The sequence below is a fragment of the Spirochaeta thermophila DSM 6578 genome (genome assembly GCF_000184345.1).
Classification (GTDB): domain Bacteria; phylum Spirochaetota; class Spirochaetia; order Winmispirales; family Winmispiraceae; genus Winmispira; species Winmispira thermophila.
In genome coordinates, this window is sequence record NC_017583.1 from 811,976 (window position 1) to 830,538 (window position 18,563).

20 protein-coding genes are annotated in these 18,563 nt (G+C 61.0%); 14 read left to right on the plus strand and 6 right to left on the minus strand.

The genetic code is table 11. The features are described from left to right. Positions 1-56 precede the first annotated feature (56 nt). From SPITH_RS03570 to SPITH_RS03580, 3 genes are all read left to right on the plus strand, one after another. A complete protein-coding gene (locus SPITH_RS03570; RefSeq protein ID WP_014624355.1) occupies positions 57-545 on the plus strand; it encodes a flavodoxin family protein in 489 nt (162 codons plus the stop codon). Positions 546-678: 133 nt separating this feature from the next. Further along, entirely contained in the window at positions 679-906 is a 228-nt protein-coding gene (locus SPITH_RS03575) for a hypothetical protein (RefSeq protein WP_155816503.1), read from the plus strand. Further along, positions 857-1,357, plus strand: a complete 501-nt coding sequence (locus SPITH_RS03580) for a CPBP family intramembrane glutamic endopeptidase (protein ID WP_169311808.1) — start codon at positions 857-859, stop codon at positions 1,355-1,357. Before SPITH_RS03575 ends, SPITH_RS03580 begins: the two co-directional genes overlap by 50 nt. A 90-nt stretch (positions 1,358-1,447) precedes the next feature. Here SPITH_RS03580 and cas6 read toward each other — a convergent pair whose 3' ends face one another. Both cas6 and SPITH_RS03590 read right to left on the minus strand, forming a co-directional pair. After that, positions 1,448-2,491, minus strand: coding sequence for a CRISPR system precrRNA processing endoribonuclease RAMP protein Cas6 (gene cas6 / locus SPITH_RS03585; RefSeq protein ID WP_014624358.1), 1,044 nt, complete (start codon positions 2,489-2,491; stop codon positions 1,448-1,450). A gap of 66 nt (positions 2,492-2,557) precedes the next feature. Further along, positions 2,558-3,202 carry an ATP-binding protein gene (locus tag SPITH_RS03590; protein WP_014624359.1) on the minus strand — a complete coding sequence of 215 codons (645 nt, stop codon included), beginning with the start codon at positions 3,200-3,202 and terminating at the stop codon, positions 2,558-2,560. A gap of 167 nt (positions 3,203-3,369) precedes the next feature. On the opposite strand from SPITH_RS03590, the gene SPITH_RS03595 reads away from it, so the two are divergent. From SPITH_RS03595 to SPITH_RS03620, 6 genes are all read left to right on the plus strand, one after another. Beyond that, on the plus strand, positions 3,370-3,780 hold the full coding sequence (locus tag SPITH_RS03595; RefSeq protein WP_014624360.1) for a DUF134 domain-containing protein: 411 nt from the start codon (positions 3,370-3,372) through the stop codon (positions 3,778-3,780). 40 nt (positions 3,781-3,820) lie between these two features. Further along, positions 3,821-5,194 carry a sigma-54 interaction domain-containing protein gene (locus SPITH_RS03600; protein WP_014624361.1) on the plus strand — a complete coding sequence of 458 codons (1,374 nt, stop codon included), beginning with the start codon at positions 3,821-3,823 and terminating at the stop codon, positions 5,192-5,194. A 168-nt stretch (positions 5,195-5,362) separates the two neighbouring features. Beyond that, positions 5,363-5,731 (plus strand): NifB/NifX family molybdenum-iron cluster-binding protein, encoded by a 369-nt coding sequence (locus SPITH_RS03605; RefSeq protein ID WP_014624362.1) that lies wholly within the window; start codon positions 5,363-5,365, stop codon positions 5,729-5,731. A gap of 52 nt (positions 5,732-5,783) precedes the next feature. Further along, positions 5,784-6,119, plus strand: coding sequence for a DUF5320 domain-containing protein (locus SPITH_RS03610; protein WP_014624363.1), 336 nt, complete (start codon positions 5,784-5,786; stop codon positions 6,117-6,119). A 99-nt stretch (positions 6,120-6,218) separates the two neighbouring features. Next, entirely contained in the window at positions 6,219-6,602 is a 384-nt protein-coding gene (locus tag SPITH_RS03615) for a NifB/NifX family molybdenum-iron cluster-binding protein (protein ID WP_014624364.1), read from the plus strand. Continuing rightward, positions 6,574-7,422 carry an MBL fold metallo-hydrolase gene (locus SPITH_RS03620; RefSeq protein ID WP_281047848.1) on the plus strand — a complete coding sequence of 283 codons (849 nt, stop codon included), beginning with the start codon at positions 6,574-6,576 and terminating at the stop codon, positions 7,420-7,422. Before SPITH_RS03615 ends, SPITH_RS03620 begins: the two co-directional genes overlap by 29 nt. Positions 7,423-7,426: 4 nt before the next feature. Here the strand turns inward: SPITH_RS03620 and SPITH_RS03625 are convergent, their stop codons facing one another. Beyond that, positions 7,427-7,624 (minus strand): DUF6485 family protein, encoded by a 198-nt coding sequence (locus SPITH_RS03625; protein WP_014624366.1) that lies wholly within the window; start codon positions 7,622-7,624, stop codon positions 7,427-7,429. Between the two features lie 117 nt (positions 7,625-7,741). On the opposite strand from SPITH_RS03625, the gene SPITH_RS03630 reads away from it, so the two are divergent. Further along, positions 7,742-8,650 (plus strand): DMT family transporter, encoded by a 909-nt coding sequence (locus SPITH_RS03630; protein ID WP_014624367.1) that lies wholly within the window; start codon positions 7,742-7,744, stop codon positions 8,648-8,650. A gap of 12 nt (positions 8,651-8,662) precedes the next feature. On the opposite strand, the gene SPITH_RS03635 is transcribed toward SPITH_RS03630, so the two are convergent. Next, positions 8,663-11,131: an FAD-dependent oxidoreductase gene (locus tag SPITH_RS03635; protein WP_014624368.1), complete on the minus strand. Its 2,469-nt coding sequence runs from the start codon at positions 11,129-11,131 to the stop codon at positions 8,663-8,665. 190 nt (positions 11,132-11,321) lie between these two features. Between SPITH_RS03635 and SPITH_RS03640 the strand changes: the two genes are divergently transcribed. Beyond that, the gene (locus SPITH_RS03640) at positions 11,322-13,736 is read left to right on the plus strand and encodes an endo-1,4-beta-xylanase (protein WP_014624369.1); all 2,415 of its coding nucleotides are present in this window, start codon (positions 11,322-11,324) and stop codon (positions 13,734-13,736) included. 86 nt (positions 13,737-13,822) lie between these two features. Here the strand turns inward: SPITH_RS03640 and SPITH_RS03645 are convergent, their stop codons facing one another. Together SPITH_RS03645 and SPITH_RS03650 are read right to left on the minus strand one after the other, a co-directional pair. Then, positions 13,823-14,407: a septal ring lytic transglycosylase RlpA family protein gene (locus SPITH_RS03645; RefSeq protein ID WP_014624370.1), complete on the minus strand. Its 585-nt coding sequence runs from the start codon at positions 14,405-14,407 to the stop codon at positions 13,823-13,825. Between the two features lie 145 nt (positions 14,408-14,552). Then, positions 14,553-15,722, minus strand: a complete 1,170-nt coding sequence (locus SPITH_RS03650; protein WP_014624371.1) for an iron-containing alcohol dehydrogenase — start codon at positions 15,720-15,722, stop codon at positions 14,553-14,555. A 148-nt stretch (positions 15,723-15,870) separates the two neighbouring features. On the opposite strand from SPITH_RS03650, the gene SPITH_RS03655 reads away from it, so the two are divergent. The 3 genes from SPITH_RS03655 (at position 15,871) to SPITH_RS03665 (ending at position 18,538) form a co-directional block, all read left to right on the plus strand. Then, positions 15,871-16,077, plus strand: coding sequence for a cyclic di-GMP-binding domain-containing protein, MshE-related (locus SPITH_RS03655; protein ID WP_014624372.1), 207 nt, complete (start codon positions 15,871-15,873; stop codon positions 16,075-16,077). Positions 16,078-16,243: 166 nt separating this feature from the next. Next, positions 16,244-17,215 carry a LacI family DNA-binding transcriptional regulator gene (locus tag SPITH_RS03660; RefSeq protein WP_281047836.1) on the plus strand — a complete coding sequence of 324 codons (972 nt, stop codon included), beginning with the start codon at positions 16,244-16,246 and terminating at the stop codon, positions 17,213-17,215. 48 nt (positions 17,216-17,263) lie between these two features. Next, positions 17,264-18,538, plus strand: coding sequence for an ABC transporter substrate-binding protein (locus tag SPITH_RS03665; RefSeq protein ID WP_014624374.1), 1,275 nt, complete (start codon positions 17,264-17,266; stop codon positions 18,536-18,538). Positions 18,539-18,563 lie beyond the last annotated feature (25 nt).

Sequence of the window (18,563 nt, forward strand, 5' to 3'; positions counted from 1 at the left end):
GTGAGATGTCGAGGGAGGTGCCGGGGCGGTACGTTGTTCGAAAGGAGGGATACGTCATGAACGTTCTGATCGTCTATGATTCGATCTTCGGCAACACCGAGCGGCTCGCCCGTGTGATGGGCGAGGCGTGCGGAGGGCGGAACCAGGTGCAGGTGCTCCATGTGAGCGAGGCCACGCCGGATCAGGTCGTGGGGGCGGACGTGCTCATCGTCGGGTCCCCCACCCGAGGTTTCAGACCCACGCCGGCCGTGAAGCTCCTGCTCAAGAGGATTCCTCACGGTGGATTGAAGGGGGTGAGAACGGCTGCATTCGATACCCGATTCCCGTTGGAGAAGATGAAGTCGGCGTTTTTCCTCCTCCCCTTTCTGGTGCGGGTCTTCGGGTATGCCGCAGGCCCCATGGCTGAGATCCTGGAGAAGAGGGGAGGGGAGGTCGCGGTGCCTCCCGAGGGGTTTTTCGTGGAAGGGGTCGAGGGTCCACTGGTGGAGGGCGAGATCGAACGTGCCGAGGCGTGGGTACAGGCCGTGGTCGGGGCCGGGGGGTGATGGCTGTGCTCCCCGCGCGTGAAGAGGCGAGGGGCGGCGACATGGAAGGGATGCCTGTGCCTTGTGCTTGAACGAAGCGTCGGACGGGTGTAGGATCCTCCCGACCGCTGGGAGGATGGACGCCGGAGGAAAGGTGAAGCGGAGAATGCGAAGAGATGATGCCCTGTCCAGGAAGCTCCTGTTCGTGTCGTTGCCGGTGATTCTCATCGCCGGCATGTCGGCGGTTTTCTTTCTCGCTTCCCGTGCGCTGGGAAGGTACGGGGGCTACCTCGTGGGATTCCTCTTCGTATTGGGTATTCTGGTGTCTCTTCGTGCCCCTGCTGATCTCGAAGAGGCCGCTGAGGGACTTCTTCATGGATGAGAAGAGGTTGTGGGTCAAGGAGAACTGGTGGGTCATCCTCCTCTTCGCGGTAACGATACTCTCGCCCTTCTTCATGTACTTTCTTCCCAGGTTCTCGTCGACTCCTCCTCTCGTGTTGTTGCTTTCGGTGCCGCTGGCCTTGGTACATGCATTCTTCGAAGAGCTTTTCTGGAGGGGCTTGTATATCAAGGAGTTCCCCGACAGTGTCGTGTGGGGAGTCGTGATCCCCTCTCTGTTCTTCTCGTTGTGGCACGTGGCTCCACAATTCGCGATACCGGCGGATGATGTGGTCCTCTTCGTGGCCTCTACACTTCCCCTCGGGTTCGTGTACGGGTTCGTGGCGTATGCCACGAAATCGGCCAGGTGGAGTGCGATCGGTCACGGGATCAGCGGGGTCATGGCCTACAGCGGTTTCTTGTCGTTGAGTCTCTCCCGCGTGCTCACCCAGTGACCCGCTGTGTGGAGGAGTGGGGGCCTCGTACCGCCTGGGTGGAGTGGGACGGCGGGTCGAGAGACGGGAAATCCGGAGAGGGGGCTGCGATCACGAAAGGCTCACCAGGAAGACCCCGTTGCCCTTCACCGCATCTTTTCCCACCTGGACCACGGTGCCCCACAGGAGCCATGGGAGGAGGGCTTCCCATACTTCGGGCGGGGCGGTGTAGGTGGCACTGCCGACGAGGCCGCTTATCCATGTGTGCCTGCGGGTGCGGGACGACCAGGTCTTCACGTCTTCCCACCGGGTGGTGTGGTGGTGGAGGCGGACGCGGGCGGCGAGGTCGTGGAGCCGGGTGCGCTCTCCAGGGGGGCGGGGTGGGGCATCGGCGTGACGGGATGCGAGCATGTCCACGCGCTCGAGGAGGCGGGTAAAGAAGGGGAGGAACTCGGGGGTCTTCACCAGGTGGTTCTCGTGCACGAGTCTCAGGGGCGTGAGGAAATGGAGGGTGAGCCGGGGGCGCCTCATGCGGGGGAGGAGGGCTTCGGCGGCGCTGAGGATGTGCTGGTGGGTGAGGTAGGTGGGGGGCATGCGGACGGTGAGGTCGTCGGGGGCGCGCATCTCCCACTCTTCGGGGCGGGAGGTGGTGCCCGGGGGGGAGAGCTCGGCGTGTATGTGGTGGAGGGTGAAACGGCCTCGTCCCTTGCCCACGCCGGTTCTGCCCATCTCGTGGGAGGAGATGATGAAGTAGGGGATGTAGGTGGTGGCTTTTCCGAGGAGGGTGATGTGGAAGCTGAACGGCTGTCCGGGGAGGTAGGTGTCGGCCGGGGGGAGGGGGGGCGTGATGAGGTAGCCGCGGCGTTCGTTGCCGGGCTGCTCGTTGGCCTGGATGAGCCAGCACACGGGACAGGTGGCGACGTGCTCGGGGTCCACTTCCTTCCGGCGCTCGTAGGGTACGCCTGTGAGCGGGCAGGTGGTGCGGAGCATCACCGAGAGGAGGGCGCCGCGGAGCAGGGTTCCGGCCTTAAGGCCTTCCAGGTGCACCGGGGTCTCCGGGACGCAGGTGAGGCGCATCCTCAGGGCGGTGAGGGGGAAGGGGAGTGCCGCAGGGCATGAAGGGGACGATGTGGATGGGCGGGAGGAGGGCTTCATCTCATCACCTCCTTTGTGGGTATAGTGCACGAGATGAGCCGGTTGTTCCAGAGGGCGGCCGGGGGATCATACCGGGCCGTCGCCGGGAGGGGTGTGCTGTTCGTTGTAGAAGTCCACAGCCTCGGCGAGGGCGTCGATGCAGTAATCGGTGTAGCCGGGGTGGAGCTCGATGATGAGGTCGTCCCGGAGGAGGGTGTGTTTTGCGAGGAGCACGGGGAAGATGCTGTGGCTCGAGACGATGACCTGAAAGTGGCGGGCGAGCGCGGGGAGGATGTGGCGCCAGAGGATGAACTGGGCGCCGAAGCCCACGTGGTGGTCCGGTTCGTCCAGAAGGAGGGTGGGGCGGAGGTGGGGAGAGAGGCGGTAGAGGGGGAAGCGGGAGAGGATGGCGTCGATGAAGGTGTTGATCGCGCCGGCCTGGATCTCGCCGGAAGACCTGAGCTCGGGCCGCGAGAGGAAGAGGTCTGAGCGTACGAAGTCTTCCGGGTCGAAGAGCACGACAGGGGCTGCATCGCGATCGATGGAGTAGGTGAAGGGGAGGGGATCGGTGATGAGCCCGGCGGCGTGGGCGAGGGTGCGGATGATGGTGGTCTTGCCGCTCCCGTTGGGGCCGTAGACCACGGTAAGGTCGGGCGAAAAGGCAAGGGGTCTGCGTCGGATACCTGGGAGTGCGGTGGGATAGCCTGACGTGTAGGTGAGGGTGCGGATCATGGGGGTTCCTGCCTTTCTGTGAAGGAAAATATATTGTAAAGAGAATATACTCTATTTTGTGTGATACGCTGTAGTGTCGTACTACCCCCTGTGAAATAACTAGCATTTGACAATAATTCTAAGGCTTCGTATGTTGAAGGCAGAAGACACCATGTGTGGAGTGTGGCATGGCTCGACCTGTGAGACCGAGACGTGTTGTCTGCCTTCCCCGGCATCTCGTGTACAAGCCGGCAGGGGTGCCTTTGAGCGATCTCGAGGTGATTGGGCTCTCGCTGGACGAGTGTGAGGCGCTCAGGCTCGTGGACCTCGAGGATCTCTCCCAGGAGGATGCGGCCCGCCTGATGGGGGTCTCCCGGCAGACGGTCTCATCCATCGTGCGGAGTGCGCGGCGGAAGGTGGCCGAGGCACTGCTGAAGGGCGCGGCCCTCCGGGTGGAGGCAGGGCCGGTGGACTATCCCGCGCCGCTCCACTTTCGGTGCAGGAAGTGCGGGCACCAGTGGGAGGGCGTGCTCACCCCGGAGTCGATGAAGGCCCGAGGGTGCGGTCACGAGGAGTTCGTGGAGCTTTCCTCCTCCTGAGGGACCGGAGGCCTGAGGAAGTACTCACTGGAGGGGGAGGATGGGGCGATCGATGTCCGATGAGCGATTCCGCTACACAGACCGGGGGGTGGGGTTCACGTTCGACACGCTCGAGCTCCTCGATACACTGCCCGACGGACTTTTTGTGGTGGATGAATCCTGGCGGGTTGTGTATTTCAATGAGACGGCCGCTGAGATCACCGGGGTATCCCGCGAAGAGGCAGAGGGGAGACCTTGCTGGGAGGTCTTCAGGTCGAGCATGTGTGAGGGGGCGTGCCCGCTCAGGGAGGCGATGAGGAGAGGTGTGCCTGTACGGGAGAGAACCGGGTACATCGTGAGCGCAGAGGGGGAGCGTATCCCGGTGGTGGTCTCCTCCCGGATGGTGCTTCAGGGTGAGGGGCGCATGAAGTGGGGTGTGGAGCTCTTCCGGCCGGTGAGGGGAGGTGGTGCAGACGGTGCTGACCCGGCGGGGGACGATCTTCTGGCCAGGAGTCCTGCGATGAAGCCCGTGCTCGAACTCCTCCCTGAAGTAGCCCGTACCGAGGCAGTGGTACTCATCACAGGAGAAACGGGCACAGGGAAGGAGGTGGTGGCACGTGCCATCCATCGCATGAGTCAGCGTAAGGATGGTCCGTTTGTTCCTGTACACTGCGCAGGACTCCCTGAATCCCTCCTCGAAGCCGAGCTTTTTGGGTATAAGAAGGGGGCATTTACCGGGGCAGATCGGGATAAGCCAGGACGCTTCTCCCTCGCACGAGGGGGGACTCTCTTTCTCGATGAGATTGGTGAGCTCCCCCTCCATCTGCAGGTAAAGCTTTTGAGGGTTCTCCAGGACAGGGCGTATGAGCCAGTAGGTGGGGTGAGGCCTGAGAAGCTCGATGCGAGGATCATTGCGGCCACCAACCGGAACCTCGAGGAGGAGGTAAAGGCCGGGAGGTTTCGAGATGATCTGTACTACAGACTCAACGTGGTGAGAATTCATCTCCCTCCTCTGCGGGATCGCAAAGAGGACGTGCTTCTCCTTGCCGAGACGTTTCTTGCGCGTTTCAACAGGGCCTACGAGCGGGGGATCAGGGGGTTTAGCCCTGAGGTGGTGGATGTGTTTCTTCTCTACTCCTGGCCGGGGAATGTGAGAGAGCTCCAGCACGTGGTGGAGCGGGCGGTGATCGTGTGCCACGAGGAGTTCATCCAGGTAGGGCATCTGCCTGAGGAGCTCGTGAGGGAGGCTGGTGGGGCGGAGGAGACCGCGTACGGAGGCCTCCGGACGGAGCAGGAACGTGTGGAGAGGCGACGTATCCTCGAGGCGCTTGCGGCCTCAGGAGGATCAGTGAAAGAGGCGGCGCGACTCCTCGGCGTGCACCGAAGCACGCTCTACCGGAAGATGCAGCGGTTGGGGATCCGGCAGGAAAGGTGACGAATCTGTTGCGCATATGCGACATGAGGGGAGGCGGATTGTCGCAGAAGTGCGACACATGGGGTACGGGAGAAGGGTGAGAGAAGTGTAAATCCTGTTTATAGAGTGAAAAAGCTGATTTTTCCTTTATGGCACGAAAATTGCTCGGTAAGGATGAGGAGTCGTACGATGCGTGTCGCGATTTCCGAGTGGAACGGGGTGGTGGCCCCGGTGTTCGATGCCTCACAGAAGGTACGGATCTTCGACGAGGGGAGCGGGCATGGGGAGGTGAGGGAATTCTCGAGTCCTCTCCCAAGTGCAAAGGTGTACGAGCTTCTGGGATGGGGGGTGGACCTGCTCATCTGTGGGGCAATTTCGAGGCCACTTGCAGAGATGCTCGAGAGTGCGGGGGTGAGGACAGTGAGTTTCGTCCGGGGTGAGGTGGAGGAGGTATGGGAGGCGTGGAACCAGGGGCGTCTTGCGACCGGCTCTTTCACGATGCCCGGATGCAGGCGTCGGGGAAAGGGATGTAGACGACGGGGTTGGATGTGGCATTAGCAATAGGAGGTCCTGTAGTGGGCCTTTGATTCTACATGAGTGGGAGGTACATATGCCGTACGGAGATAGAACTGGACCCTGGGGAGCCGGCCCCAGGACCGGGCGAGCGGCCGGATACTGTGCAGGTTTTGGCAGGCCCGGCTATGCGAACCCGTGGGTTGGGGGCGGATGGGGTCGTGGGTGGTGCCATCGCAACTGGTACTACCTTACAGGGCTTCCAGGCTGGGCCAGGGGCTGGATGGGGCCAGAGGCCCCCGGATGGTGGACGTCCCCTTCTCCCGAGGAGGAGAAGAAGATCCTGGAAGCACGGGCTTCGGCGCTTGAGAGGGAGATGGAGGCACTGAAGAAGAGGATGGAAGAGCTCTCCAGGGAATCCGGTGAAGCGTGAGGAGGACGGGGAGACATGCTTCTCCCCGCCTCTATCGTAACGAGGGAGAGAGGTCGCAGAGAGGTCCTCTCCCGCCTAGGTCTCACATAGGAGGTTTCCATGCGTATTGCGGTGCCGCTTGAGAAAGGGAAAGTCTCTTCCCATTTCGGTGGTTCAGAAAGGTTCTGTATCATCGAAGTTGACGAGAACGGAAACGAGCGCTCATATGAGGAATTCGTACCTCCTCCTCACGAGCCAGGTGCCTTTCCTCGCTGGTTCGCACAGCAGGGAGTGGACGTGGTGATCACCGGGGGCATTGGATCAAGGGCGCTTGCGATGTTCAAGAGATTGGGAATCGAAGTGAGATCGTGTGTCCCCCCCGAGGATCCCCGTGAAGTGGTGAGAGCGTATGTGGAAGGGCGTCTCCCCGAAGCAGAGGAACCGTGCACCGACCATCACCATCATCACCACCACCATGCCCACCACCATCACGAGGAGGAATGAGCGGGTGGAGATACTCATCCTGGTAGACAATAAGGCTTCACCACGTTTCCGTGCTGAGCATGGTTTTTCTGTGCTCGTACGTATGCGACAGCGATCGATCCTCTTCGATACAGGGGCGGGAGCCGCGCTCTCTCATAATGCCTCGGTCCTGGGAGTGGGCAGGGATGAGATTCAGGTGGTGGTTCTCTCCCATGGGCACTACGACCACACAGGAGGTCTCACCTGGTGGGAGGGGGAGGTCTCTCCCACCCTCTATCTTTCTCCTTATGCGTTACAGTCCCGTTACAGCGTGAGGGCTGGACAGGCACGCCCCATCGGAATGCCGGCAGAGGCCCGTGCATGGGTGAACAGTCTCCCCCCCGATCGGGTTGTGTGGACCACTGAACCGCATATGATCGAGGAAGGGTGCTGGGTGACTGGCCCCATTTCCAGGAGTCCCCATGAGGATACCGGTGGTCCGTACTTCCTCGATGAGGAAGGAAGGTTCCCGGATCCCATGCTCGAGGACCAGGCGATGTGGGTAGAGACAGAGGAAGGACTGGTGGTGATCTCCGGGTGTGCCCATGCAGGGATCGTCTCCACCCTCGAGTATGTGATTCGGGTGGCAGGAGCCTCGAAGATCAGGGCGGTGATTGGGGGATTCCACCTCGCCCACGCCTCGGTAGCCCGTCTTACCTACACTGCCGAACACCTTGCGCGTCTGGGGGTGCATACCCTCGTACCCTGTCACTGTACCGGGGAGGATGCGGTCTCCTTTCTCTCCCGCTCCCTCGAAGGTCGCGTGGTGACCGGTGAGGTGGGCTTCCGTCTCTCGTTCTAGCTCCTTATGCCCTGCCCGTCACCTTGAGGTAGTACTCGATGGAACGGTTGTAGGTCTTCTCCGCCTCGGGAGGGAAGTAACAGGCGGGAAGTTCCCCCATGCTTCGATGGTAGGCGAGGCACTCGCAGCAGATTCCTTTTTTGGAACAGGGATAGGTGCAGTTGCACCGGGCCTTGTTCTTCTCGATGGTACAGGTCCGCATCGCCTGCCTCCTTCTCGTGTGATGGTGACGGGATATGTGTCTCTCCAACCGTGACACGTGATGGGAACGGACGCCCACATACTAGCAATTGGAAGGCCTTTTTTCTAGTATCACGCCATGGAGAGAGACAAGCTCATCGGCGTGGCGGCCATGCTCTTCTCTGTGGTGGTGTGGGGCATCTCCTTTGTCTCCACAAAGATTGCCCTTGCCGCCTTCGGGCCCATGATGCTGGCCTTCATACGGTTCGCTATGGGGGTAGGGGTGCTCGCGCTCCTGCTGCGTTTGCAGGGAAAGAACTTTCGGGTGAGTCAGCGGGAGGTTCCTCTCCTCATCGCAGGAGGGGTGATAGGGGTGACCCTCTATTTCTACTTTGAGAACAATGGACTCGTACACCTTCCGGCCTCGGATGCCTCCCTCATCGTTGCGAGTATTCCCATCGTGTCCCTTCTCGCTGAGGTGGTGGTGTTCCACAGGCGTATGGAAGTGCGGGAGGGGATCGGTGCCCTCCTCTCCTTTGCCGGGGTATACCTCATCGTTCGTGAGGGGCTCAGGCTCACCGGCCGGCCTGCAGGATACCTCCTCATGGCCGGTGCTGCGGCAAGCTGGGTGGCCTACGGCTTTCTCTCACGACCCGTTCTCGAAAGAAACGACCGCCTGGTGGTGGTCTTCTGGCACTTCGTGGCAGGGACGCTCGCGTTCCTCCCCTTTCTTCCCACAGAGGCCCAGCACGTTGAGCTGCTCGATGGCCTCATCCTCGTCCATGTCGTCTTCCTCGGTGTTGGGTGTTCGGCCCTGGCCTACTGGACGTATCAGGTGGCCATCCACCGGTTGGGGGTGGCGGTGGCCAATGTCTTCATCAATCTCATTCCCTTCATCACCGTGCTTGCGGCCCTGGTGGTGCTGGGGGAGGCGCTCTCACCCCTCAAGTGGGTGGGAGGGGCGGTGGTGGTGGCAGGCGTTTCGCTCGCCCTCATGCCCGGGAGAAAGAAGGGGGCCGGCTCCGCGAGGGAACCGGCCCCTCATTGAACGGGCACTGTTTCAGATGAAGAGATTGATGGTGCTCCTGGATGCCGCCTCCATGTAGGTGGCAACCCCGCCTATCTCGATGCCGTCGATGAGTTCCTCTTTCGATACACCCATCACGTCCATGGACATCTGACAGGCAACGATTCGCACGTCGGCCTCGAGGGCCGATTCTATCATCTCCTCGAGCGATGCGATCTGCTTGGCCTTCATTCTCCCGCGCATCATCCGCGCACCCATGCCGCCGAAGTTCATCTTGGAGAGACCGAGCTTTCCTGCATGGGAGGGGAGCATCCAGGAGAAGAGTCTCCCCATGAGGTCTTTCTTCACCCGGGGCTTCTTCCGCTTCTTGATGATGTTGAGTCCCCAGAAGGTGAAGAACATGGTGGTCTTCTTCCCTGCACTCGCAGCTCCCTGGGCGAGGACGAATGCGGCGAGGGCGCGGTCGAGATTGTCGGAGAAGCAGATGATGGTAGCCCCCTCTCCCTGAGGTACGGGCTCGGTCTGGGCTCCATGGGGGCCGGCCTTCTCCACCACAGCCGTGATCACGCCGCGCTCCTGTTCCAGACTCACCAGCTTGTTACCTGTCATGGAACACCAGGCCTCTACGTCTCTCGCAAATCCGGGGTCGGTGGCCTTGAGCACGATGCGGTCGCCCGGGGAGGCCTCGTCCATGGCCTGTTTGAGACGCATGATCGGACCGGGACACTGCAGCCCGCACGCATCCACCTCGAACCTGCGCACTTCGAGCACACCCTGTCGTCCCGTGCCCCGCTGGTAGAGGATGTCGTCTTTCTCTATCACGTCGCCCTCGAAGATGTCCTCGTTGCCCTGCTTTTGGGTGACGTGCTGGTAGGTCTTGTAGCCACCTGAGAGGTTGAAAACCTCTGTGTACCCATGCTGCCTGAGGATGCGCTCCGCCACGTAGGCGCGGAAGCCCACCCCGCAGAAGACCACCACCTTCCGGTCCTTCGGGATCTCCGCAATACGGGCCCGAAGCTGCTGTACCGGAATGTTCACCGCCCCCTCGATGGTGCCGAGGGCGTACTCCTCTGGCGTCCGCACGTCCACCAGGTAGTATTCACCTTGGGGTGCGTTGAGAATGTCGTACCAGTGGATGTGTCGGCTCTTTCCAAGAAGTACGTTCTCGGCCACGAAGCCCACGATGTTCACCGGATCCTTTGCAGAGGAGTAGGGCGGGGCGTAGGCGTGCTCGATCTCGGTGAGCTCGACCACCGTGCCTTTACGCTGGATCACCGAGGCGAGCAGGTCGATCCGCTTGTCCACCCCCTCGTAGCCCACGATCTGGGCGCCGAGTACCCGGCCATCGTCCGGGGAGAAGACGAGCTTGATGGTCATGGGCTGGGCGCCGGGATAGTAGCCTGCGTGGGAACCCGGATGCACGATGACCGCCTGGTGGGGGATGCCTTCTTCCTTGAGGACCTTCTCGGGCATGCCCGTGGAGGCCACGGTGAGGTCGAACACCTTTGCGATGGCCGTGCCGATGGCGCCCTTGTAGGTGTACCTGTTCCCTTCGACGATGTTGTTGGCCACGATACGGCCCTGCTTGTTCGCGGGGCCCGCGAGAAAGGTGGGCATCGACTTGCCGGTGATGGGGTTGGGGAACTCGATGGCATCGCCCACGGCGTAGATGTCGGGATCAGAGGTCTGCAGGTATTCGTTCACCTTGATGCCCCCGCGAGGACCGAGCTCGAGTCCCGCCTCCTTGGCGAGGCGGCTGTCGGGCCGCACACCGATCGAGAGGAGCACGAAGTCGCACACCAGGGTGCGCCCGCTCTTGAGCTGTACGCGGAGCTCGTCCCCGTTGCGTTCGAAGGCGCTCACCGCATCGCCGAGGAAGAAGGCCACGTTCTTGGTCTTGAGGTGCTGGTGGACCTCGGCGGCCATCTCGAAGTCGAGCACGTTCATGACCTGGGGTGCGAGCTCAACGATGGTGACCCTGAGTCCCCGGGAGTGGAAGTTTTCGGCCATCTCGAGTCCGATGAACCCGGCCCCCACGATCACCACCCTGCGAGGCTTTTTCTCCTCGATGAAGTGTACGATGGCATCGGTATCGTCGACCGATCGCAGGGTGAAGATGCGCTCGTCGTTGATGCCGGGGATGGGGGGGCGCACCGGTTCTGCACCCGGCGAGAGGACCAGCTTGTCGTACGACTCGCGGTATTCTTCTCCGCTTTCCAGGTTGCACACCACCACCTCTTTCTTTTCCCGATCTATGAATCGCACCTCATGGCGAACCCTCACGTCAACGTTGAACATGGCCTTGAATGTATCTGGTGTCTGAACGAAGAGCCGCTCGCGTTCAGGGATCACCCCGCCCACGTAATAGGGGAGTCCACAGTTCGCATAGGAGATGTACCTTCCCCGCTCAAACATGACGATCTCGGCCTCTTCGTCGACTCTCCGCAGTCTCGCTGCGGTGGTCGCTCCGCCTGCCACACCACCTACGATGAGGTATTTCATGATTCCTCCAGATTAATAATAGTATTCTAATATAGATAAAATGCTATAGTTCTAATTATAGCGAATTCCCGGAAAAAGTCAAGATGTAAAAAACTTGACAGATGTAGAAAATGCCCCTACAATAATAAAAGACTTTTTAAAAAATTTTATTTTTATTTGTTGGGATGATGGCACGCTTGAGGAGGTACGCATGAGAATCCGTCCCCTGATCCTGGTTACAGGCGGGATGTTGTTCGCTCTTCTTGCAGGATGCACCTCCATGGAGGCGGGAGGCGCTCCTGACCGGGTGGAGACCGATAGGATAGCCCCCCCCCACATGACCACGACGCTCACCCCGCCCCCGCTCCGCGAGGATGCGGATGCGCTCGGAATAAAGATCGGCTTGGGCATCGACGATTGGTTTTTTGGTTTTGAAGATGCGAAGACCTACGCCGGGATCGTGAAGCGCGAGTTCAACATCGTCACACCGGGCAACTCCATGAAGTGGGACTCTCTCCGTCCTTCGAAGGACGACTACAACTTCGAGGTGGCGGACAGAATTGTAGATTTTGCCCTCGAGAATGGCATGGTGATGCACGGTCACACCCTGGTGTGGCACAGTCAGCTTCCCAAGTGGCTCACCCTCGGGAGTTGGAGCAAGGAGGAGCTCGAGCGCGTCCTCCACGACCACATCACCACAGTGGTGACGCACTACAAAGGCAAGGTGAAGGTATGGGATGTGGTGAACGAGGCGTTCGAGGAGAACGGAGATCTGCGGTCGAGTATCTGGTATTCCACGATAGGGCCCGAGTACCTCGAGAAGGCCTTCAGATGGGCCCATGAGACCGATCCCGAGGCGATCCTCATCTACAACGACTACAACATCGAGACCATCAATCCGAAATCCGATGCGGTCTACGCCATGGTGAAGGACTTTCTCGACCGAGGGGTACCGATCCACGGGATAGGGTTCCAGATGCATCTCACCGTGGGAGGCCTCGACGTCCTCAGCTTCAGGCGCAACATGCAGCGGTTCGCAGACCTGGGACTCAAACTCTACGTCACCGAGATGGACGTGCGGCTTCCCATGCCGTACACGAGGGAACACCTCGAGAAACAGGCCGAGATCTACCGGAACGTGGTGCGTGAGTGCCTCATGCAGCCTGCGGTGGAGGCGATCCAGGTCTGGGGCTTCACCGACAAGTACTCGTGGATCCCTTCGCACTTCCCGGGCGAGGGTTCCGCCCTCATCTTCGACGAGCACTACAGGCCCAAGCCCGCCTACTACGCCATCAAAGAGGTGCTCACCGCCTATCGTATGGCGATGACCGCGGAGAGGCTCCTTGCCGTGAACCGCATGGGCGGGCTCTACCAGTTTCAGGTTGAGGAACAGAACGTCACGCGCGAACCAGAGGAACGTGTGGTGGAGTTCGTGGTGGACGGAAAGGTGGTGGAGAAGAAGAAGCTCTCCCTCCCCCCACGCAAGGGAGAGACCGTGACGTTCAGATACACCTTCGAGGAGAGTGGGGTACATGAGGTGAGGATAGGAGGGCTTGAGCCCATTCGTATAGAGTTAAAGGGAGGGCTTGTGCTCAGGAAGCCTCCTGTGTGGTTCAACTTCGACGGAGACTTTGTGAACCTCTCGGGCTCCGGGGTGAAGGCAGTGCCGGAGGGCAACATTACGTTTGAGGAAGGGGTCGCAGGGAAGGCCGTGCTGTTCGACGGCTCCTCCCGCCTCGTGCTCGAGGATCCCCTCTATCAGGCCACAGAGGGTGCCCAGCGGCTTGTGATTCCTCCTGAGGGGGTGTTCACCATCTCCCTGTGGTACAAGCCCACCACGGACGAAGAAGGCCTCAGGTCGATCTTCGACGCCTCCCGGAATCCCATCTACTTTGCGCTCTTCGCAAGTCCCACCGGGCTTGGGTGGTACTACGAGGACGAGACCGACGCCGACTTCCAGATCGATGTGGAATATCCTTTTGAGGTAGGGAAGTGGTACCACATCGCAGTCACGGGCGGGTTCAATGCAGGCACCATCCCCATGAGGGTGTACATCAACGGAGAGGAAGTGGCATCCAGGGATGTGACCCCCGGGAAGAGTGGCGCGCTTTCCCCGCTCGTGCTCGGTGCGGACGCCGACCCCACCTACTTCCCCGATCATGGTCCGCTCGTGGGTGGTATGGATGACCTGCGTATCATCCCGCGAATCCTCAATGCCGATGAGATCAGGACCCTCGCCGAGACGCATGAGTTCAAGATTTCGGCGAGCGGCACGCACACCACTGAGTGGCGGAGTCTCTCGGCTGGCATCTCTTTGCTCGAGGCGAATGCCGTGCTCGGTGAAGGGGATACGGTGAAGGTGAGGATAGAGGTCTCGGACGATCAGAATACCGTGAAAGATGCGGCCGAGATCACGATGAAAGACGGACGTGCCACCTATCCGGTTCGGATCTCGAGCGGTGCATTCGTACGGATTGTGACCGACCTTTCCGGTGCGAATCCGGTGGTCGGTCTCTACAGACTCAAGCTCAAGGACGGCAGTACGCTCGTCTGGAGTCTGGAACCTGATTGGAAGAAGGGGAGCTGGTCCAGTACCGTGGGGGTGGACGCCCTCCTGGAACAGTGATGCCCTTTGCGTCTCATACCCTCCTCGGGAAGGGCGATCAGTTTGATCGCCCTTCTTCTTTTTCCCGGGAATATTGAACGCTGGGGTTAGCGCGGCTTCCACCTCACTGCGAGGAGTCCCATGCCCTCCAGCCGCCTCCGCGCCTCTTCCTCCTCTTGCGCTGCCACCACCACCCGGTACACCCCATCCTCCCCGCGGTGCACCTCCGGCCAGACCCCCTCCTCGGCGAGCCGTACCCCCAGCCTGAGGGCATTTGCCTCCTTCCGGAAGGCTCCCACCTGCAGGTACACCACCCTCTCTCCTTCACCACCCTGAGGAAGCCCCTCTTTCGCGAGGAGCTCCACCTTCACGTGGGCCGTCCCCTCCTCCAGGAACCCCAGCATCTCGGCTGCGCGGCGCGAGAGATCGATGACCCTTCCTTCCACGAACGGCCCCCTGTCGGTGATCCGCACCACCACCGCGTGCCCCGTCTCCCGGCACCACACCCGCACCAGCGCACCGAACGGCAGGCTCTTGTGCGCCGCGGTCATCTCCTCCGGGTTGTAGACCTCGCCCGAAGCAGTGAGTTTGCCTGCGAACCCCGGTCCGTACCACGAGGCGAGCCCCTCCTCGTGCCAGGACTCCGCCATGAGCGTGGCGCTGAAGACGAGCAGGAAGAGCACACGTCTCATCGTTCATGCTATCGGCAGGATACCCCACCTCCTTCACTCATCCCACTCTCCTTGTCATCCCCTATGGGAACCCCGCAGACTCCCCCGAATCCCCTCACGAAAAAGGCCGCCCCGAAGGGCGGCCCTTGCTGACCCACTCTCGTACCTACTCGAGCGCGAGCGTGAGGATGTGCTCTATGTCGTCCGTGGAGAGCTGCACGAAGCTCCCCACAGGCCGTTTCCCGTCCCGCGTCTTCTCGGCCATCTCCCTGATGCGGGAGCCGTCGATCCCCGCCTCCTTGAGCCGTACCGGCAGCCCCATGTCCCGGTAGAACTGCTCGAGCCGCCGGATACCTTCTCGTGCCGTCTCTTCTGGATTGTCGAAGTAGTAGTCCACCCCGAACACCCTGTGGGCGAACTGGGCGATCTTCTCGGTGCGCTTGGGGAGCACGTACTTCAGCCATGCGGGGAACACGATACTGAGCCCCGCGCCGTGGGCGAGGTCGTAGATACCGCTTATCTCATGCTCGATGCCATGGCTCGTCCAGTCACCCTCGCGCCCTGTGCCGAGCAGGTCGTTGTGCGCCACCGTACCCGCCCACATGATCTCGCTCCGGGCGTCGATGTCGTCGGGGTTCTCCTTGAGCCGGTACGCCTGGTGGATGATGGTGCGCATCACCCCCTCGGCCATACGGTCGGTGAGCTCCACATGAGGCACCGTGGTGAAGTAGCGCTCCATCACGTGGGCGAGCATGTCGCTTATGCCGCACGCCGTCTGGTACCACGGCAGGGAGAGCGTCCACTTGGGATTGAGGATGGCGAACTGAGGCCTGAGGATATCATAGGTGATACCCCGTTTCAGCTGCCCCTCCTCTTTGGTGACGACCGAACTCCCGCTCGTCTCGCTTCCCGCCGCAGGAATGGTGAGCACCACGCCCACCGGGAGGGTCTCCTTTGGCTGGGCCTTCCCCGCATAGAAGTCCCACACATCGCCCTCGTACTTCACCCCGGCCGCGATCGCCTTGGCCGAATCGATCACACTCCCGCCGCCCACCGCGAGGATCCCGGTGACACCCTCCTTCCTGCAGAGATCGATACCCTCATGGACCAGACTGAGGCGTGGATTGGGCTTCACCCCACCGAGCTCGAGCCATTCCACCCCTGCATCCTTCAAGGCCTTCACCACCACGTCGTAGAGTCCGATCTTCTTGATGCTCCCGACGCCGTAGTGCAGGAGGACCTTCTTGCCCAGTAGAGGAATGTAGGAGGGAAGTTCCTTCTCCGCCTCGAGACCGAACACCACCCTCGTATAGTTCCAGAACGTGAAACTCTTCATGTCGCCTCCCTAATATAGAGTGCCTGTTATAATGTGTTGTACCATAAACATAACGATATTTCGAAAAAAAGGCCACAACCTGCTCGTTTCCTTTGCATTCTCGACATCGACGCACTATACTGTAAGTAAGCCCTCCCAGGAGGTCCTTATGAAGTTTGGAGAGTTCCTGGTGTCTAAGGGGTATGTCACCGAAACCCAGGTGGACGTGGCCCTCATGATTCAGCGGGAGCGCATGGAGAAGGGCCAGCAGCATCTCAGGGTAGGCGAGATCCTCGTCGCCCTCTACGCGATCAATCACGACAGACTCAAGAAGGCCCTCAAGGAGTATGCAGAGGCAGGCCTCACCGTAGGCTGATCGCGGTTCCCTCCGGACAGGCCCCCGCTTCTGGGGGCCTGTTTCCTTTGTGCCCGATATGACAATTTTTGCTTGACAGATGACGTTTCTGTGGTATAATGAAAGAGTATTCATGAAAGCACTTTCATACAGGTGAAGCATGCCCAGACGTCCTACCATATACGATGTGGCCAGAATGGCCGGAGTGAGCATCTCGACGGTCTCCCGGGTACTCAACTCACCCTCGATGGTGCGACCCGCCACCAGAGAGAAGGTCAGAGCGGCCATTGCGGAGTTGGGGTTCGAACCCGCGGCCGATGCAGCCGCCCGAGCGAGGAAACATCTCCGAAGGGTCGGCGTCCTCACCCCCTTCTTCACTGAGGCCTCGTTCGTGCAGCGCATACGAGGCGTCTCCGAGGTGCTCGGCCCCGAGAACTTCGAGGTGATCATCTATACGGTGAAGAGCGAGACCCACCTCGAGGAGTATCTCGAGCTGCTCTCCATGGGGGGGCGTGTGGACGCCCTCGTCTCCCTCAGCCTCATGATGGAGGGAGAGCTCCTCGAACGTCTCCTCGATCTCCGCATTCCTGTGGTATCGGTGGAGAGCGCCCTGCCCGGCTGTTCGTCCGTGCTCATCGACAACAGGGAGGGGGGAAGGCTCGCCGCCTCCTACCTGCTCTCGAAGGGATATCGTCGGTTCTCCTTCATAGGGGAGTTCTCCAGGAAACGGTTCACCCTGGATGCCACCGAGCAGCGTCTCGATGGTTTCCTTTCCAGATTCGAGGAGGAAGGGATATCCAGATCTTCCGTACGAGTCGCCATGTGCGAATTCGAAGAGCACACGATACAGGACCAGGTTGAGGAGTTCGTGGCCCACCACGCGGTGGGAGAGGCGGTCTTCGCCGCCTCGGACATCGTGGCCGCACGCCTGCTGTCGGCCGCCCGCAACAGGGGGATCAGCGTGCCGGGCGAGCTCGCCATACTGGGGTTCGACGACCTCGACATGGCCGGCTACCTGGGACTCTCCACCATCTCCCAGGCGCTCGATCAGTCGGGGATGATCGCCGCGCGTATCCTTCTCTCGCACCTCGAGAACCCTGAACTGCCGGCCCAGAAGGTGTTTCTGGAGCTCTCGGTGGTGGAGCGATCCACCACCTGACGATACAGGATCGTTGATCCTGCATATTTCGCAAAGAGGAGTGTAGTAATGAGACGTGTCGCACTGTTTCTCCTGGTGATCTCCTCGACCTGCAGTCTGTTGCTTGCCACCGGCACGCAGGAGCAGCAGCAGACAGGTGGCCGTGTGGTGCGCGTGTTCGGCGCGTTCCGCGGTGAAGAGGCCGCCCGTTTCGAGGAGGCCATACGGCCCTTCGAGGATCGAACCGGGATCGACGTGATCTACGAGGGATCGCCCGAGTTCGAGACCCAGATCTTCGTCCAGGTGGAGGCGGGGACCCCGCCCGACATCGCCGCCCTCCCCCAGCCCGGGCTCATGAAACGGTTTGCGGGCAAGGGGCAGATCATCCCCCTTCCCGCCGAGGTGGTGGCGAAGATAGACGAAAACTACAAGCCTGTGTGGAAGGAGCTCGGTTCGTACGAGGGCAAGGTGTACGGCGTGTTCCACCGGGTGAACATCAAGAGCCTCGTCTGGTACCCCAAGAAGTTCTTCGAGTCGAAGGGATGGAAGATCCCCGCCACGTGGGACGAGCTCATGGCCCTCACCGAGCAGATCGCATCTGAAGGCTACGTGCCCTGGTCCATCGGTATGGAGAGCGGGACGGCCACGGGGTGGGTCGCCACCGACTGGATGGAGGACATCATGCTTCGGACCGCGGGGCCCGAGGTGTACGACAAGTGGGTGAATCACGAGATCCCGTTCGACGATCCGGCGGTCAAGCGTGCGGGCGAGATCATGATGGAGATATGGGGTAACGAGCGCTACGTGCTCGGCGGGCCGCAGAATATCCTCACCACCCGGTTCCAGGATGCCGTGCTCCCGCTCTTCGAGAATCCTCCCCGGGCCATCCTCCACCGCCAGGGCAACTTCGTGACCGGATTCATGCCAGAGGAGATCCAGGCCAACCTCGACGAGGAGGTGGGAGTGTTCGCCCTTCCGTCCATCGATCCGCGTTGGGGAACCCCGGTGCTGGGCGGCGGCGACCAGTTCGTGATGTTCAGGGACACTCCCGAAGTGCGCGCGTTCCTCGAGTTCCTCACCACGTGGGACTCCGCGAAGATCTGGGCGCAGGCCGGTGGGGCACTCTTCCCCTACAAGAATCAGGACCTCGACGACTACAGCTCCCAGCTCGAGCGGAAGATGGCAGAGATCCTCGTGAACGCCGACGTCTTCAGGTTCGACGCCTCCGACCTCATGCCCGCCGAAGTGGGTGCCGGAACCTTCTGGACCGGGATGGCGGACCTGGTCTCCGGTGTGCCTCTTGAAACCGTGCTCGACCAGATAGAAGCAAGCTGGCCCAGGTAAAACCCGAGCCAGCTCCGTATGCCGG

What these genes read in the sequence shown, in the direction of transcription:
- SPITH_RS03570 (WP_014624355.1), top strand. Translation starts at nt 57, where the DNA reads ATGAACGTTCTGATCGTCTATGATTCGATCTTCGGCAACACCGAGCGG.
- cas6 (WP_014624358.1), bottom strand. Translation starts at nt 2,491, where the DNA reads ATGAAGCCCTCCTCCCGCCCATCCACATCGTCCCCTTCATGCCCTGCG.
- SPITH_RS03590 (WP_014624359.1), bottom strand. Translation starts at nt 3,202, where the DNA reads ATGATCCGCACCCTCACCTACACGTCAGGCTATCCCACCGCACTCCCA.
- SPITH_RS03595 (WP_014624360.1), top strand. Translation starts at nt 3,370, where the DNA reads ATGGCTCGACCTGTGAGACCGAGACGTGTTGTCTGCCTTCCCCGGCAT.
- SPITH_RS03600 (WP_014624361.1), top strand. Translation starts at nt 3,821, where the DNA reads ATGGGGCGATCGATGTCCGATGAGCGATTCCGCTACACAGACCGGGGG.
- SPITH_RS03605 (WP_014624362.1), top strand. Translation starts at nt 5,363, where the DNA reads ATGCGTGTCGCGATTTCCGAGTGGAACGGGGTGGTGGCCCCGGTGTTC.
- SPITH_RS03610 (WP_014624363.1), top strand. Translation starts at nt 5,784, where the DNA reads ATGCCGTACGGAGATAGAACTGGACCCTGGGGAGCCGGCCCCAGGACC.
- SPITH_RS03615 (WP_014624364.1), top strand. Translation starts at nt 6,219, where the DNA reads ATGCGTATTGCGGTGCCGCTTGAGAAAGGGAAAGTCTCTTCCCATTTC.
- SPITH_RS03620 (WP_281047848.1), top strand. Translation starts at nt 6,574, where the DNA reads ATGCCCACCACCATCACGAGGAGGAATGAGCGGGTGGAGATACTCATC.
- SPITH_RS03625 (WP_014624366.1), bottom strand. Translation starts at nt 7,624, where the DNA reads ATGCGGACCTGTACCATCGAGAAGAACAAGGCCCGGTGCAACTGCACC.
- SPITH_RS03630 (WP_014624367.1), top strand. Translation starts at nt 7,742, where the DNA reads ATGGAGAGAGACAAGCTCATCGGCGTGGCGGCCATGCTCTTCTCTGTG.
- SPITH_RS03635 (WP_014624368.1), bottom strand. Translation starts at nt 11,131, where the DNA reads ATGAAATACCTCATCGTAGGTGGTGTGGCAGGCGGAGCGACCACCGCA.
- SPITH_RS03640 (WP_014624369.1), top strand. Translation starts at nt 11,322, where the DNA reads ATGAGAATCCGTCCCCTGATCCTGGTTACAGGCGGGATGTTGTTCGCT.
- SPITH_RS03645 (WP_014624370.1), bottom strand. Translation starts at nt 14,407, where the DNA reads ATGAGACGTGTGCTCTTCCTGCTCGTCTTCAGCGCCACGCTCATGGCG.
- SPITH_RS03650 (WP_014624371.1), bottom strand. Translation starts at nt 15,722, where the DNA reads ATGAAGAGTTTCACGTTCTGGAACTATACGAGGGTGGTGTTCGGTCTC.
- SPITH_RS03655 (WP_014624372.1), top strand. Translation starts at nt 15,871, where the DNA reads ATGAAGTTTGGAGAGTTCCTGGTGTCTAAGGGGTATGTCACCGAAACC.
- SPITH_RS03665 (WP_014624374.1), top strand. Translation starts at nt 17,264, where the DNA reads ATGAGACGTGTCGCACTGTTTCTCCTGGTGATCTCCTCGACCTGCAGT.